Genomic DNA, 14,847 nt, shown 5'->3' with positions numbered 1-14,847 from the left:
GGGTCGCGACCTTGGTGTCGATCGACCCGGACGACACCCGACCGCACCCCCGCGCGATCCACCCGGTGCTCGCCCCCCGGGGCGCCTGCCGCGGGGAGACAACCCGAGCGGGGGCCGCGTTCGCCCGCGCCCCCTTCTCTGATTCGTCTCAGCGGACGATCACTCCTCGTCGTCGGAGTCCTCGTCCGAGTCGTCATCCGAGTCTTCGTCGTCGTCGTCATCATCCTCGACGTCGTCGTCTCCGTCTGCAGCGGCCGAGTCGTCGAGTTCGTCGATGTCGACTCCGTCGAGGTCGCCTGCATGCAGCACACGCGGCTCGGTGGCGAGCTCGTCCTCGTCGATGTCATCGTCATCGTCATCGTCATCGTCATCGTCGTCGAGGTCGTCCTCATCGAGATCATCGTCGTCGGAGTCATCGTCGTCGGATTCATCGTCGTCGGAGTCATCGTCGACCGATGTCGCGTCCGCGTCGTCCGCAGCGGCCGCGGCCGCCTGCGCCGCGAGCTCCACCTGGTGGGCGCGGTACTCGGCGAGACGCTCAGCCCACGGCACCCATTCGGGCGCGAGCAGCGCTCCGTCGCCCGGCAGCAGCTCGAGCTCGAGCACCGTCGGCTCCTCGTCGTCGACGCGCGCGACCGTGACAGTCCAGTACCAGCCCGGGTACCCGGGAAGTCGGTTCTCGAAGCGCAGCGATACGGAACCGCCCTCTTCGGGGATGTAGTCGGCTGCGGGGCCGACGGTCGACGGCGGAGTGATCTCGTGCAGTGCGGCGAGCGCGAGATCGTGAGCCTCGATCAGACGCTGGTCTACCTCAGGCTTCGAGGTCATCGGCTACCTTGCGCAGAACTGCCGCGATCTTGCGGCCTTGGGCCGACGAGGGGTACCGGCCGCGTCGCAGATCGCCGCCCATCCCGTCGAGGAGCTTCACGAGGTCCTCGACGATGATCGCCATGTCGTCTGCCGGCTTGCGCTTCGCCTTCGAGAGGCTCGGCGGGGCTTCGAGCACCCGCACGGACAGCGCCTGAAGGCCGCGCTTGCCGTCGGCGACACCGAACTCCACGCGTGAACCCGCCTTGACTGCCGCGCCGGTGGGCATGGCGGAAGCGTGCAGGAAGACGTCTTGGCCGTCATCGCTGGCGATGAAGCCGAAGCCCTTGTCTTCGTCGTAGAACCTGACCTTGCCGGTGGGCATGGGAGAAACCTCGCTGAGTCGGTGTGGAGCTGGATCGGACGCACGTGTGCGGCCACCTCCAGCCTACCGGTCGCCGGGCAGGGAATCCGTAGGTCACGATGCGGAACCGTCAGACCCCGCAACGACTAGGCTGAGACGGATGAGCACCAAGAGTCCCGAACCTGAGGTTCCCGTTCGCCGCATCGATCGCATCCTGGCGTTCACGGCACTCGGACTCGCTGCGGCGTCCATCATCTGCTTCTTCGCGATCATCATCGGCACCGCGGTCGGCATGCAGCAGGAGGACTTCGGCGCCGGCGTCTGGCCGTTCATCGCCGCGATCCCCTACTGGGGGCTTCCGGCCGCGTTCGTCATGATCATCGTGCTCCTCGCCATGAGCTTCATCCGCAAGGGGCGCGCGGCATCGCGGCCCTGAGGTATCCGTCATGAGCACGCACGCCCGACCGTTGGCCGAATGGCTGTCCGCGGCGAGCGACGAGCAGCTCACCACTCTGTTCTCCTCGCGGCGTGTGCGTGTGGATGCCGGCTGGCAGGACTTCTTCGATGCCGCCGAAGCGCTCCTCGACCCGGCGTCGATCGCGCGAGTGCTGCCCCTGCTGACGCACGGCGAGGCAGCGATGCTTCTCGCAGCCGCGACGACGCCTGCCACAGAGCAGTCCGCGCATCGGGCGACGCTCGAGAGTCTCGCGCTGCTGCGCCCCGACGGGGCCCCCTTCCCTCCGGTCGTAGCCGCCATCGCGGATCGACCCGAGCCGACTCCGCTCGATCTCTCGGCACCGACGCCTGCGACCGATGCCGAGACCGCCCATGCGGCCGAGCGGGCCTTCACGACGGTCTCCGCCCTCGCCGATCTGCTGCTGCTGGCACGGGAGAAGCCCTTCGCCCTGCTGACCGGCGGCAACGTCAGCGCGGGAGAGAAGCGGCAGCTCAGTGAATCGGGCGTGACCGCTGAGTCGATCGACGCGCTGATCGCGATCGCGATCGACTCGGGCCTCGTCGCGCCCGATGCTCGCAGGCTGCGCACCACGCGGCGGACCGAGGAGTGGCTGCGATCGCCGGTGGCGGATCGGTGGAGCACGCTCGTGGAGGGCTTCCGTGACGCTCTCCCCCGCGGAGTGCGCACATCAGACGGTGGATGGTTGCCCACGACGACGTGGGCGGAGGCGCACCCCTGGGACGCCGCCTGGGCCGATCACAGCGCCGCGCTGCTCGAGCGCGCTCGCCTGCTCGGTCTCATCGGTGACGGCGACAGCGAACCCGCTTGGGCGGCATCGATCCGCCGAGGCGAGAGCGTGGACGCCGCTGCGCTCGTGGCACTGCTCCCGCACGAGGTCGATCGCATCTTCCTCCAGAATGACCTGAGCGCGATCTCGCCCGGCCCGCTCGCCCCCGGGCTCGACGTGCGGCTGCGCACGATCGCCGCGAGAGAGTCTGCGGCGCAGGCCTCCACCTATCGCTTCACCCCCGAATCGATCGCGCATGCGCTCGTCGCCGGCGAGACCGAGCAGTCGATCCTCGAGTTCCTCGAATCGCTCTCGCTGACCGGCATCCCTCAGCCGCTCCACTACCTCGTCACGCAGACCGCGCAGCGGCATGGCCTGGTTCGTGTGTCGATCGATCCCGAGACCGGACGCACGCGCATCGAGAGCAGCGACCAGCATCTGATCGAGGCGATGGGTGTCGACCAGGGGCTGCGGCCGCTCGCGCTCACGAAGCACGTCGCCTCTCTGACCACGCGGGTGGGGCGCGACACCGTCTACTGGGCGCTCACGGACGCTCGATATCCCGCGACGCTCGTCGACGAGGACGGAACCGCGATCGCCGGTGCACGGAATCCGATCTCCGAGGCGACGCCCGATCCCACACCCGACTTCTCCACGCTCATCTCCGCCATGCGCTCGCATCAGGGGCCGGACGCTGATGCGGCCTGGCTCGACCGCGAGCTCGAGGCCGCGGTCCGCGCGAAGGCCGTGCTCCGCGTGAGCGTCGGCATGCCCGACGGATCGACGAGAGAGCTCATCCTCGAGGCCACCGGGCTCGGCGGAGGGCGCCTCCGCGGTCGAGATCGCGCGGCGGATGTCGAACGCACGCTTCCGGTGTCGAGCATCCGCGCCGCCGTCGTGATACCCCAGTAAACTGGACAGCTATGTCTGATGGACCCCTGATCGTCCAGAGCGATCGCACAGTGCTGCTCGAAGTCGCCCACTCCGACGCTGAGAGCGCCCGCCACGAGCTGGCGATCTTCGCCGAGCTCGAGCGCGCGCCCGAGCACATCCACACCTACCGGATCACACGGCTCGGACTGTGGAACGCGCGCGCAGCCGGGCACACCGCCGAAGACATGCTCGAGACGCTCGATCGCTGGTCGCGCTTCCCCGTGCCCCCGTCGGTGGCCGTCGACCTGCGCGAGACCGTGAACAGGTACGGCCGCCTCGTGATCGAGCGTGACGACGAGGGAACCCTGATCCTGCGGTCGACAGACCCCGCGGTGCTCGCCCAGGTCGCGAACAACAAGCGCATCCAGCCGCTGCTGATCGGCCACCCGGCGCCCGACACGTTCATCGTCGACGCGTGGGCCCGTGGGCAGATCAAGCAGGAGCTGCTGAAGATCGGCTGGCCGGCCGAGGATCTCGCCGGGTACACCCCCGGCACCCCGCACGAGATCGAGCTCGCCGAGGACGGCTGGCAGATCCGCCCCTACCAGCAGGACGCCGTCGACGCGTTCTCGAGGGACGGTTCGGGCGTCGTCGTCCTGCCGTGCGGCGCGGGGAAGACGATCGTCGGCGCGGCGGCCATGGCCGCCACCAAGACGACGACCCTGATCCTCGTCACCAACACCGTCTCGGCACGACAGTGGCGCGACGAGCTGCTCAAGCGCACGAGCCTCACGCCCGAGGAGATCGGCGAGTACTCCGGCCAGGCCAAAGAGGTCAAGCCGGTCACCATCGCGACATACCAGATCCTCACGGCGAAGAGGAAAGGCGAGTACGCTCACCTCGCACTGCTGGATGCCCTCGATTGGGGCCTCATCGTCTACGACGAGGTGCACCTGCTCCCCGCTCCCGTTTTCAAGCTGACCGCCGATCTCCAGGCTCGGCGTCGGATCGGCCTCACGGCCACGCTCGTCCGCGAGGACGGCCGCGAGGGCGACGTGTTCAGCCTGATCGGCCCCAAGCGCTTCGACGCGCCGTGGAAGCAGATCGAGGCGCAGGGGTTCATCTCCCCCGCCGTCTGCTACGAGGTGCGGGTCGACCTGCCGCCGGACGACCGGCTCGAGTACGCCGCCGCGACGGACGATGAGCGCTATCGTCTCGCGGCCTCCGCACCGGCGAAGATCTCGGCCGTGCGCGAGCTCATCGCCAAGCACGAGGGCGAGCGGATCCTGGTGATCGGTCAGTACCTCGACCAGCTCGACACGCTGTCGCAGTCGCTGAACGCCCCGCAGATCACAGGCGCCACGCCCATCGACGAGCGCGAGGAGCTCTACCGCGCCTTCCGTGAGGGAGAGATCTCGCTGCTCGTGGTGTCGAAGGTCGCGAACTTCTCGATCGACCTCCCCGAGGCATCCGTCGCGATCCAGGTGTCCGGCTCCTTCGGCTCACGGCAGGAAGAGGCCCAGCGCCTCGGCCGGCTGCTGCGCCCCAAGCAGTCCGGGCACACGGCGAGCTTCTACACGCTGGTCGCCCGCGACACGATCGACCAGGACTACGCCCAGAATCGCCAGCGTTTTCTCGCCGAACAGGGCTACAGCTACACGATCATGGACGCCGACGCGATCGCGGCCTGACCGTCGCGGACCCTCTGCACGGCACCGCTACGCGGAGGGCGAAAGCGCCGCTCCGACGGATAATCAGCATCCGCATGGCCGAAGTCACCATAATGGGGACATGACTGATGCGCGCATCCTGGTCGTCGACGACGAGCCCAACATCCGCGACCTGCTCTCGACAGGTCTCAGCTTCGCCGGGTTCCAGGTGAAGACGGTGGCCAATGGCGCCGCCACGATCTCGGCGGTGCTCGAGGAAGAGCCGGACCTCATCATCCTCGACGTCATGCTTCCGGACATGAACGGCTTCAGCGTGACCAAGCGTCTTCGCGGCGCGGGTTTCACCGCGCCGATCCTGTTCCTCACCGCCAAGGACGGCACCGACGACAAGATCGAGGGGCTCAACGCCGGCGGCGACGACTACGTCACCAAGCCGTTCAGCCTCGATGAGATCGTCGCCCGGGCCCAGGCGATCCTGCGTCGCACCATGCAGGCCGACGAGGAGTCGATCATCCGCGCCGGCGAGCTGTCGATGGACCAGGACACCCACGACGTGCACGTGGGCAAGGAGTCGATCGAGCTCAGCCCGACCGAGTTCAAGCTGCTGCGCTATCTGATGCTCAACCCGAACCGCGTGCTGTCGAAGGCGCAGATCCTCGACCACGTGTGGGAGTACGACTTCAACGGGGATGCCGGCATCGTCGAGAGCTACATCTCGTACCTCCGTCGCAAGATCGATCCGCACACCGAGGAGTCGGTGATCCAGACGAAGCGCGGCTTCGGATACATGCTCAAGGTCGGCAAGTAGTCCGGCTCACCGCCGCACGCTGACGCCGCACAGCATCCGTCTCCAGGGAGGTCCGCATGGCGCACAAGCCTGACGCGATCACCAAGTGGTGGCGGTCGATCAGCCTGCGTGCCAAGGTGACGGGGGTCACGGTCGCCGTGCTCGCGCTGGGACTGCTTGCGGCAGGGCTCGGCACGGCGCCGATCCTGCGCAACTCGCTGGTCGAGAACATCGATGCGCAGCTGCCGGCTCTGGTGTCCGCGGATCTCGCGAATCGGTACTTCGAGGTGACGGACGAAGACGGCAGGACCGTCTACACCCCGACCGACTCACCCCGTGACTTCTTCGTCGCGATCTACGACGCCGAGGGCGTGCTGCAGACGACCACCGGCAACTCCGCCAACGGAGCCCCGCTCTTCCCCTCGTCGTACTCGCCCCTCGATGTGCAAGCCAACGAGGACACTCCGTTCACGATGGAGGGCACCGAGGGGTCGAGCTTCCGCGCGGCCGTCGCGCGAGTGCCCGGAGAGGGCGACGGATCGCTGCGGATCCAGATCGTCGCGATGCCGCTCGAATACGCGGACCGCATCATCAGCCAGTACTTCGGCATCTACATCACGGTCACCTTCGTCACCATCTTCCTCGCCGCTCTGCTGACCCGCGGGCTCGTCACTCTGACGTTCAGACGGCTCGGGCAGGTCGAGTCCACGGCCATGTCGATCGCCGCCGGCGACTTCACGCAGCGCCTCACCGATCTCGAGCCGACGACCGAGGTCGGCCGACTGAACAGCGCGATCAACACGATGCTCGATCGCGTCGACGGATCGCTCGCGCAGCGCGACCGCACCGTGCAGCACATGCGGCGCTTCATCGGCGATGCCAGCCACGAGCTGCGCACCCCTCTGGTGAGCGTGCGGGGGTACGCCGAGCTCTATCGAATGGGTGCGATCAAGGGTGAGGAAGACACCGCACGCGCCATGGAGCGCATCGAGAAGGAGGCGATCCGCATGGGCGTGCTCGTCGAGGACCTCCTTGCGCTCGCGCGCCTCGACGAAGAGCGCGAACCCGAGATCGAGGCACTCGACCTGCGCCCCATCGCCCGCGACGCCGCCCTCGATCTGCGCGCTGCTGCTCCGGCGCGCACCGTGACCGTCATCGATCGCACGGTCGAAGCCCCGCTCATCGATGTCACCACGCGGTCGACGCCGGTCGTCCCCGCCGCACCGGAGATGCCGGCTCCACGTGGACTCTCCCGCGGGACGCTCGCCCGTCTACGCCGGCGCTCGCGAAGCTCCGCGGCAGACGTGCCGGCGATCGACTTCACCGAAGCCGCAGACATCCCTGTGCGCACCCCGCCGATCGTCCTCGGCGAGGAGAACAAGGTGCGCCAGGTGGTGACGAACCTGCTCGGCAATGCGCGTCGGTTCTCCCCCGAGGAGAGCCCGATCGAGATCGTCGTCGATGCGGATCGCGTGCGAGGTACGGCGAGCATCGCGATCGTCGACCACGGCGAGGGAATCCCGCCCCAGATCCGCGAGCAGATCTTCGAGCGCTTCTGGCGCGCCGACACCTCACGAGCACGCGAGACCGGTGGGTCCGGACTCGGGCTCGCGATCGTGTCATCCATCGTCAAGGCGCTGCACGGAGGCGTCGCGGTGTCGGAGACGCCGGGTGGTGGAGCGACCTTCACCGTCACCCTGCCCCTCGCCCCCTCACGCGCGACGCCCGCTCACCTTCTCGAAGACACCCAGCCGCTCGAGCGCCTGGACCTCTGACCCGACCCCTGCGGCTCGTGCTCGACGCTCCTGCACCTCCAGGGGCATGCGCGGGTTCTCCACAGCGGACGTCGGGAGGCTCCCCGTCCTCGCATGAGGGGACCTGCTCTCCCCTATCGTCAGAGCACCAATCGAGAGGAGTTCCCATGTCCGTCATCACCGTCGACACGGAAGCAGTAGGTGCAGCGCAAGGCGCGGCGCTCGCCACGATGGAGCGTCTGCAGACCGAGTCCGCGACGCTCATGTCGCAGCTCACGCAGCTGCAGGCAACGTGGGTCGGCACCGCGTCGGCCGCATTCCAGTCGTGTGCCGAGGAGTGGCGAGGAGCGCAGTTGCACGTCGAGCAGGTGCTCGAATCGATCGGGCACTCGCTGGGCAGCGCGGCGATGCAGTACGCGGACGCCGATCAGTACTCGGCGAGCCTGTTCCGCTGATCCGCGGGGTCGATCACCCGCGAACGCAGAAACGCCCCGACCGAGGTCGGGGCGTTTCTGTCAGTGCTGATGGATCAGAAGTCCATGCCACCCGACGGGTCACCCATCGGAGCAGCTGCCTTCTCAGGCTTGTCAGCGACGACGACCTCGGTGGTGAGGAAGAGAGCCGCGATCGACGCTGCGTTCTGCAGAGCCGAGCGGGTCACCTTCGCCGGGTCGATGATGCCGGCGACGAACATGTCGACGTACTCACCGGTTGCCGCGTTGAGGCCCTGGCCCGAGGGAAGCTCGGAGACCTTGTTCGCTACGACACCCGGCTCGAGACCGGCGTTGAGGGCGATCTGCTTCAGCGGAGCCTCGATCGCGACGCGAACGATGTTCGCACCGGTCGCCTCGTCGCCCGTGAGCGAGAGAGCGTCGAGAGCCTTGGTGCCCGACTGGATCAGCGCGACGCCACCACCGGGGACGATGCCCTCCTCGACGGCTGCCTTCGCGTTGCGCACGGCATCCTCGATGCGGTGCTTGCGCTCCTTGAGCTCGACCTCGGTCGCCGCTCCCGCCTTGATGACGGCGACGCCACCGGCGAGCTTCGCGAGCCGCTCCTGCAGCTTCTCGCGGTCGTAGTCGCTGTCGGTGTTCTCGATCTCGCGACGGATCTGCGTGACGCGACCCTCGATCTGGTCTGCCTCACCGGCACCCTCGACGATCGTGGTCTCGTCCTTGGTGACGATGACCTTGCGAGCACGACCCAGCAGGTCGAGCGTGGCGTTCTCGAGCTTCAGACCGACCTCTTCGGTGATGACCTGACCACCGGTGAGGATCGCGATGTCCTGCAGCTGCGCCTTGCGACGGTCACCGAAGCCGGGAGCCTTGACGGCGACCGACTTGAAGATGCCCTTGAGCTTGTTGAGCACGAGAGTAGCGAGAGCCTCGCCCTCGACGTCCTCGGCGATGATGACGAGCTCCTTGCCGTCCTGGATCACCTTGTCGACGATGGGCAGAAGGTCCTTGATGTTCGAGATCTTCTGGTTCGCGATGAGGATGTAGGCGTCTTCGAAGACAGCCTCCTGGCGCTCCGGGTCCGTCACGAAGTACGGGTTCAGGTAGCCCTTGTCGAAGCGCATGCCCTCGGTGAGCTCGAGCTCGGTGCCGAAGGTCTGCGACTCCTCGACGGTGACGACGCCCTCCTTGCCGACCTTGTCGATCGCCTCGGCGATCAGCTCGCCGATGGCGGGGTCAGCAGCGGAGATCGATGCGGTGGCGGCGATCTGCTCCTTGGAGTCGATCTCCTTCGCGCTGGCGAGGAGCTCCTCGGTGATGGCCGCGACGGCCTTCTCGATGCCGCGCTTGAGCGAGATCGGGTCAGCGCCGGCTGCGACGTTGCGCAGACCCTCGCGGACCAGGGCCTGAGCGAGCACCGTGGCGGTGGTGGTTCCGTCGCCGGCGACGTCGTCGGTCTTCTTGGCGACCTCCTTGACGAGCTCCGCGCCGATCTTCTCGTACGGGTCGTCGAGCTCGATCTCCTTGGCGATGGAGACACCGTCGTTCGTGATCGTGGGGGCGCCCCACTTCTTCTCCAGAACGACGTTGCGACCGCGCGGGCCGAGGGTCACCTTGACAGCGTCGGCGAGGATGTTGAGGCCGCGCTCGAGGCCGCGTCGGGCCTCCTCATCGAAAGCAATGATCTTTGCCATGAGTTTTTTCGTCCCTCCTGGACGTAGACGTTGGGTTTAGCACTCAGAGTGAGAGAGTGCTAACGCCATTCTGGCACTCGACCCCATCGAGTGCAAGCTGCGCGGACGGACCGCGCGGCGGTCTACGGAGCAGGAGTGTCTGCGGGCGTGTCGGGCGCGGTCGTCGCACGATCGAGTCCGATGACCACCGTGAGCTGCTTCGCCCCCGTGTCGTTCAGGTCGGAGTAGAAGTCGCTCTGCTCGACCTGGGCACCGCCGATCAGGTTCGCAAGGCCGAGGGCGGCGAGCTCGTCCTCCTCGGCGACGTAGTAGACGGTCGTCGTCGTGAAGTCCTGGCTCTCGCTGTCGCTCGCGAACACGACATCGGCGGCCCAGCCGTTGTTGATGAGCAGGTCGCGCATCTGCTCATCGAGGCCCTCGTCCGGCGACGCGTTGAGGATCATCAACGAGTAGGTGACGTCGACGACCCCGGTCTCGACAGGGGCCGGGCTCGCGGTGGGCACTGCCTCCGGGAAGAGGCTGATGCGCCCCATCACCACGAGCGAGCCGAAGATGCCGCCGATGATGAGCACGAGGGCGGCCACGAACGACCAGAGGAGGACCACCCAGCCGTTCATCCCCGGGGCTTCGGCGCGGTGCGCCCCGACGCGTCCGGACGATCGGGGGACGTCGTCGAATCGATCTCGGCTGAGCTTTGACACTCCTCGATGCTAATGGCACCGACCCGTGTATCCGCATCGAGCGGCGCCGACGCGTGGCGCGCGGCTCGTCAGCCCACGAAACCCGGCGTGCGTGCAGCCCGCTGGAAGGACCTGGCGTCACGGATGCGACGCAACCGCCGCACGAGCATCGGATCGTATTCCAGTGCCGCCTCGGACTCGATCAGGCGGCTGAGCAGCTGGTAATAGCGGGCGGCGCTCATGCCCAGTTGGGCTCGGACGACTTCTTCCTTCGCGCCGCTGTGCCGCGGCCACGCGGTCTCGAGCGCGAGGATCGCGCGATCCCGCTCGCTCAGATCTCCCAGCATGTGACCAGATTAGGTCGCGGAAGCGCCGACTCCGGTGCGCCACTCCCACCATCTGCCGAGCGGATCGGCCGCAGCACGCACTTCCCCGTCGAGCGCCACGACGAAGCCGGGCCACTCCGCCGCGACCACGGGCGGCTGCCATACGTCCAGCAGCGCCGGAGGATCGATCGTCACCCAGCGGGCGTCGAGATCTCTGATGCGCTCGACGAGCGCCGTGCGCGCCTCTCGCGGGATGTGCACGAGCACTCCGGGCGTCGTGATGACGAGAGTGGCACCGCGGGGCGCCTCGGCGGCGAGCGCATCGATCGTCTCGAGTGCGTCGCCGGCGACGAGGTGGGGCGGATCGGACTCCGCGATGTCGAGCGCCGCCCGCACCCGCTGCTCCCGACCTTCCTCGCCCGGCCAGACGAGCCCCTGCAGCCAGCGCCGATCGCGGTCGTCTCGTGCGTCGAGCGGCGCGAGGTCGATGCCGGCCCGCCAGGCGATGTCCGGCATCCTCATCGCGGGGAGCTGCCCGTCGACTCTGCTCTGCAGCATGACGGAGCTCGGCCCGTCCGCCGGGTCGAGTGCCGAGCGCAACCGGCCGTCGGAGCCCACGAAGCGATACGAGTAGCGATCCGGGTACAGACACAGGCCCGCGGAGGCCCCGAGCTCGAGCAGCGCGATCGGTCCGTCGATCTCCGACAGCACCGGGAGCAGCGGGGCGAGCCGGAGCGGCTCGTTGGTCTGCAGACGCCGGTCGCTGCATTCGCTCACGACCTCGTCGGCGCGGGCCAGCACGAAAGCACGCCAGGCGTCGTAGCGGTCGAGGCCGACGCCCAGCATCCGCGTCACCGCGAACACGAGCGGCGGCTGCCTGCGGTTCTCGGGAATCCGAGCGAGCACCCGCTGCATCTCGGGGTCGTCCGCCACACCGGACGCCCAGTCGACATACAGGTCGCTGCGCCCCGGCGCTTCCTCATCGGCGAAGCGCCGATAGCGCAGCCGCACGGCATCCGTCATGCATCCATTGTCTCGTGACGCCGAGCACCTCTGAACGCGAGAGAATGGAGCAGACCCCAGGAGGACCTATGTCGTACAGCGTGGACAAGACCGAAGAAGAGTGGCGCAGCGAACTCGGCGAGGAGCAGTACGCCGTGCTCCGCGAAGCCGCTACCGAGCGCGCCTGGACGGGCGAGCTGCTCGACGAGGGCCGCGCGGGCCTCTACACCTGCGGCGCCTGCAATGCGGAGCTGTTCAAGAGCGGCACCAAGTTCGACTCCGGGTGCGGGTGGCCGAGCTTCTACGAGTCGATCCGCCCCGACGCTGTGCAGCTCATCGAGGACACGACCCTGGGCATGGTGCGCACCGAGGTGCGCTGCGCGAACTGCGGCTCGCACCTGGGCCATGTCTTCCCCGACGGCTTCGGCACGCCGACCGGCGACCGCTACTGCATGAACTCCATCGCCCTGAACTTCACTCCAGAAGAGTCGTGAGCGCCCTCGAGGCCGTCCGCGCACGGCAGTCCTCCTCGAAGGTCACCGATGAGGCGCCGTCACGCGACGAGCTGCTGAAGCTCGTCGCAGCCGCCGGACGCGTCGCCGATCACTCCTCCCTGCGCCCGTGGCGCCTGATCGAGCTGCGAGGATCCGACCGGGAGCTGCTGGGCGCCGCGATCGCGAAGGCCGAGGGCGACAAGTCCCCCTCGTCGAAGCCGCTTCGCGCTCCGCTGCTGATCGCGGTCGTCGCCAGCTACCGCAAGAGCGAGAAGGTGCCCCGCTGGGAGCAGGAGGCCGTGGCGTCGGGTGTCGCCCACATGCTCAGCCTGCTGCTCGACGAGTCCGGCTACGGCGTGCTGTGGCGCACGGGCCACTACACGCGCTCCAAGGCCGTCGCGAAGGCCCACGGCCTCGGCAAGAACGAGGACCTGCTCGGGTGGCTGTACGTCGGCGGCAAGCCCGCAGGCCGCAGGCCCGGTCGCCGCAAGCCCGTCGATGCGCGCAGTCTCGTGACACGGATGCCGAAGCCCAAGCCGAAGGCGAAGGCGAAGAAGAAGCAGTAGGTCAGTCACGCCGGCGGCGGGGCAGCGCGGCGGCGACGGATGCCACGGCGACGACCACCATCGCGATGATCTGCCACGGCGCTGGACCTGCCGCGGCCGGCCAGAGCAGGTCGATGATCACCGAGGCCGCGAGTTGGCCCAGCACCGACCCGAGTCCCATCAGCAGCACCCCGGTGTGGGCGACGATGAAGGTGCCGAGCAGAATGTACGCGGCGCCGAGGAATCCGCCGAGGTACAGCCAGGGCTCGGTCGGCGGTGCGCCGGGCGCACCCCGCACCGCGATGCTGATCCCCGCAGCGACAAGCAGGGCGACGGTGCCGGCGGTGAAGCTCATGAACGTCGCCGCGAGGGGCGAGCGCACTCGCTGCGACAGCCGACCGTTGGTCGCAGCCTGCCAGGCGATGCCGATGCCGGCTGCGAACGGCAGGAGGAGCATCCAGAGCGGCGCCGTGCTCAGGACGTCTCCGCTCAGCGAGATGCCGACCGCGGCGAGCGCGAGCGCACCGCCCAGGACGCGCCCTGGAGTGATCGCGACGACTCCGGCCGGACCGAACCCGATGCGGTCGAGCACGAGCCCGTGCAGCGTCTGTCCTGCGACGACGCCGACCGTGAACAGCGAGACGCCGAGCACTCCGGCCGTGATGCCCTGAGTCGAGACCGTGAGCGCGCCGCACGCGCCGCCGAGCAGCATCCAGAACGGGACCGACCGATCACGGATGCCGCCGACCAGGCGTCCGACGCCTCGACGCGCCGAGGGGATGCAGGCGATCACCACCGCGAGAGCCGCAAGTCCCACCGAGAAGGAGATGAGGCCGGCCACGATGCCGTTGTCGACCTCGACTCCCAGCACGCCGTTGATGCGCGCCTGAATCGCGGTCATGACGCCGATCGCCACTGCTCCGCCGAGCGCGAGGGGCGGAGACAGTCGTCGGGCCTGGGTCACCTGTCGACCCTAGCCGAGCGTGGATGGCCGTCCCGTCCTGCGCACGATGTCGGTGGTCGGGCGTACCCTGACGGCATGTGCGCGAGTTACGGACTTGACCCCCGGTTCACCGACACCGAGCTCCTGGCCGCCGCCGACGAGGCGGTGCTCGACGGTCTCCGTGGCTGGGCCGAGCAGAACGCGCGCGAGACCGTGCGCCCCACGGGCAGGAATCTGCGCAACCTCAACCCGATCGTGGTGCAGCCCGAGGCCGAGCCCGTGCTCGAACCCGCCTGGTGGGGGTTCCTGATCGGCGGAGAACCCTCGAAGTTCCCGTCGATCAACACCCGCTCCGAACGCCTGCAGGAGCGCCCCGGCGGGTTGAAGACCAGAGGTATCGTGCCGGCGACGAGTTGGTACGAGATGAAGAAGCCCGAGCGCGTCTGGCACGAGTTCGTCGTCGACGACGGTGCGCTCTTCGGAATGGCGGCCGTCACCCAGAGAGGGCGAACGGCCGATGGCGAGTCCTTCACGTGCTACTCGATCGTGATGCGCCCGGCTCCCCCGCATCTGGCAGGCATCCACGATCGGATGCCGCTGTTGATCCCCGCAGCACTGAGTGACGACTGGCTGACCGCTGAGCCCACGAAGGAGATCATCGACGAGGCGCTGCTCGCGGCGGCCGAGGTCGATGAGCGCGTCCAGGCCGCGCCCCGCGCAGACGACAAGGGCGCGGATCGGCTGTTCTGAGCATGGACTCGACACAGTTGGGCGCTGCCGCCACTGCGCGCGCCGAAGAGCTTCCCGGTGCGGAGCGCGACAACCCGTTCGGCCCCGAGTGGGACGTCTACAAGGTGCGAGGGCGTGTCTTCCTGCTGATCCCCCTCGACGGCACAGGGCGCGTGACGCTCAAATCCCACCCCGACGACTCCGTCGCATTGCGCGAGACGTTCGCCGACATCGTGCCCGGCTACCACATGAACAAGAAGCACTGGATCACCCTGATGCCGGGGCCATCGCTCGAAGAGGACCTCGTGACCGAACTCGTCACCGAGTCGTACCGACTGGTCGTCGAGAAACTGCCCCGAGCTCAACGGCCGGTCGACCCGGAGCTCTTCGGCCGCCCCGCCGACTGAGGCGGCCAGACCCCGGCATCCGCCGAGAGGATGACCCCTGACATCCGTGGAACGGTACCCAGGGGGGACGCGG

General features: G+C 68.2%; 17 protein-coding genes. 10 read left to right on the top strand and 7 right to left on the bottom strand.

Annotation, left to right across the window (positions count from 1 at the left end; translation table 11 throughout):
* Nucleotides 1–159: 159 nt before the first annotated feature.
* Together ACIOU8_RS08175 and ACIOU8_RS08170 are read right to left on the bottom strand one after the other, a co-directional pair.
* A complete protein-coding gene (locus ACIOU8_RS08175; protein ID WP_400787958.1) occupies nt 160–828 on the bottom strand; it encodes a DUF3027 domain-containing protein in 669 nt (222 codons plus the stop codon).
* Nucleotides 812–1,192 carry a cold-shock protein gene (locus ACIOU8_RS08170; protein WP_400787956.1) on the bottom strand — a complete coding sequence of 127 codons (381 nt, stop codon included), beginning with the start codon at nt 1,190–1,192 and terminating at the stop codon, nt 812–814. Before ACIOU8_RS08170 ends, ACIOU8_RS08175 begins: the two co-directional genes overlap by 17 nt.
* A 139-nt stretch (nt 1,193–1,331) precedes the next feature.
* Between ACIOU8_RS08170 and ACIOU8_RS08165 the strand changes: the two genes are divergently transcribed.
* From ACIOU8_RS08165 to ACIOU8_RS08140, 6 genes are all read left to right on the top strand, one after another.
* The gene (locus ACIOU8_RS08165; RefSeq protein ID WP_400787953.1) at nt 1,332–1,607 is read left to right on the top strand and encodes a multidrug ABC transporter ATPase; all 276 of its coding nucleotides are present in this window, start codon (nt 1,332–1,334) and stop codon (nt 1,605–1,607) included.
* Between the two features lie 10 nt (nt 1,608–1,617).
* Nucleotides 1,618–3,327 (top strand): helicase-associated domain-containing protein, encoded by a 1,710-nt coding sequence (locus ACIOU8_RS08160; RefSeq protein WP_400787950.1) that lies wholly within the window; start codon nt 1,618–1,620, stop codon nt 3,325–3,327.
* 11 nt (nt 3,328–3,338) lie between these two features.
* A complete protein-coding gene (locus ACIOU8_RS08155) occupies nt 3,339–4,979 on the top strand; it encodes a DNA repair helicase XPB (RefSeq protein WP_400787947.1) in 1,641 nt (546 codons plus the stop codon).
* Between the two features lie 100 nt (nt 4,980–5,079).
* The gene (locus ACIOU8_RS08150) at nt 5,080–5,766 is read left to right on the top strand and encodes a response regulator transcription factor (RefSeq protein ID WP_042539813.1); all 687 of its coding nucleotides are present in this window, start codon (nt 5,080–5,082) and stop codon (nt 5,764–5,766) included.
* A 56-nt stretch (nt 5,767–5,822) separates the two neighbouring features.
* Entirely contained in the window at nt 5,823–7,520 is a 1,698-nt protein-coding gene (locus ACIOU8_RS08145; RefSeq protein ID WP_400787944.1) for a sensor histidine kinase, read from the top strand.
* A gap of 146 nt (nt 7,521–7,666) precedes the next feature.
* Entirely contained in the window at nt 7,667–7,954 is a 288-nt protein-coding gene (locus ACIOU8_RS08140) for a WXG100 family type VII secretion target (protein ID WP_400787942.1), read from the top strand.
* Between the two features lie 74 nt (nt 7,955–8,028).
* On the opposite strand, the gene groL is transcribed toward ACIOU8_RS08140, so the two are convergent.
* From groL to ACIOU8_RS08120, 4 genes are all read right to left on the bottom strand, one after another.
* Nucleotides 8,029–9,648: a chaperonin GroEL gene (gene groL / locus ACIOU8_RS08135; RefSeq protein ID WP_400787940.1), complete on the bottom strand. Its 1,620-nt coding sequence runs from the start codon at nt 9,646–9,648 to the stop codon at nt 8,029–8,031.
* A 122-nt stretch (nt 9,649–9,770) separates the two neighbouring features.
* On the bottom strand, nt 9,771–10,349 hold the full coding sequence (locus tag ACIOU8_RS08130; RefSeq protein WP_400787938.1) for a LytR C-terminal domain-containing protein: 579 nt from the start codon (nt 10,347–10,349) through the stop codon (nt 9,771–9,773).
* 68 nt (nt 10,350–10,417) lie between these two features.
* Entirely contained in the window at nt 10,418–10,675 is a 258-nt protein-coding gene (locus ACIOU8_RS08125) for a DUF3263 domain-containing protein (RefSeq protein WP_400787936.1), read from the bottom strand.
* 9 nt (nt 10,676–10,684) lie between these two features.
* Nucleotides 10,685–11,677, bottom strand: a complete 993-nt coding sequence (locus ACIOU8_RS08120; RefSeq protein WP_400787934.1) for a DUF2332 family protein — start codon at nt 11,675–11,677, stop codon at nt 10,685–10,687.
* A 68-nt stretch (nt 11,678–11,745) separates the two neighbouring features.
* On the opposite strand from ACIOU8_RS08120, the gene msrB reads away from it, so the two are divergent.
* On the top strand, nt 11,746–12,150 hold the full coding sequence (msrB, locus tag ACIOU8_RS08115) for a peptide-methionine (R)-S-oxide reductase MsrB (protein ID WP_400787932.1): 405 nt from the start codon (nt 11,746–11,748) through the stop codon (nt 12,148–12,150).
* Nucleotides 12,147–12,716, top strand: coding sequence for a nitroreductase family protein (locus ACIOU8_RS08110; protein ID WP_400787930.1), 570 nt, complete (start codon nt 12,147–12,149; stop codon nt 12,714–12,716). Before msrB ends, ACIOU8_RS08110 begins: the two co-directional genes overlap by 4 nt.
* A 1-nt stretch (nt 12,717) precedes the next feature.
* On the opposite strand, the gene ACIOU8_RS08105 is transcribed toward ACIOU8_RS08110, so the two are convergent.
* Nucleotides 12,718–13,659, bottom strand: coding sequence for a DMT family transporter (locus tag ACIOU8_RS08105; RefSeq protein WP_400787928.1), 942 nt, complete (start codon nt 13,657–13,659; stop codon nt 12,718–12,720).
* A gap of 75 nt (nt 13,660–13,734) precedes the next feature.
* On the opposite strand from ACIOU8_RS08105, the gene ACIOU8_RS08100 reads away from it, so the two are divergent.
* Nucleotides 13,735–14,388 carry an SOS response-associated peptidase family protein gene (locus ACIOU8_RS08100; RefSeq protein WP_400787926.1) on the top strand — a complete coding sequence of 218 codons (654 nt, stop codon included), beginning with the start codon at nt 13,735–13,737 and terminating at the stop codon, nt 14,386–14,388.
* Nucleotides 14,389–14,390: 2 nt separating this feature from the next.
* Nucleotides 14,391–14,774, top strand: a complete 384-nt coding sequence (locus ACIOU8_RS08095; RefSeq protein ID WP_400787924.1) for an MmcQ/YjbR family DNA-binding protein — start codon at nt 14,391–14,393, stop codon at nt 14,772–14,774.
* The last annotated feature ends 73 nt before the right edge of the window (nt 14,775–14,847 follow it).

The organism is Microbacterium sp. NPDC087589 (assembly GCF_044743635.1).
GTDB lineage: Bacteria > Actinomycetota > Actinomycetes > Actinomycetales > Microbacteriaceae > Microbacterium.
The sequence above is the reverse complement of the archived record's forward strand: the minus strand, read 5'-3'. Positions and strand labels throughout refer to the sequence as shown.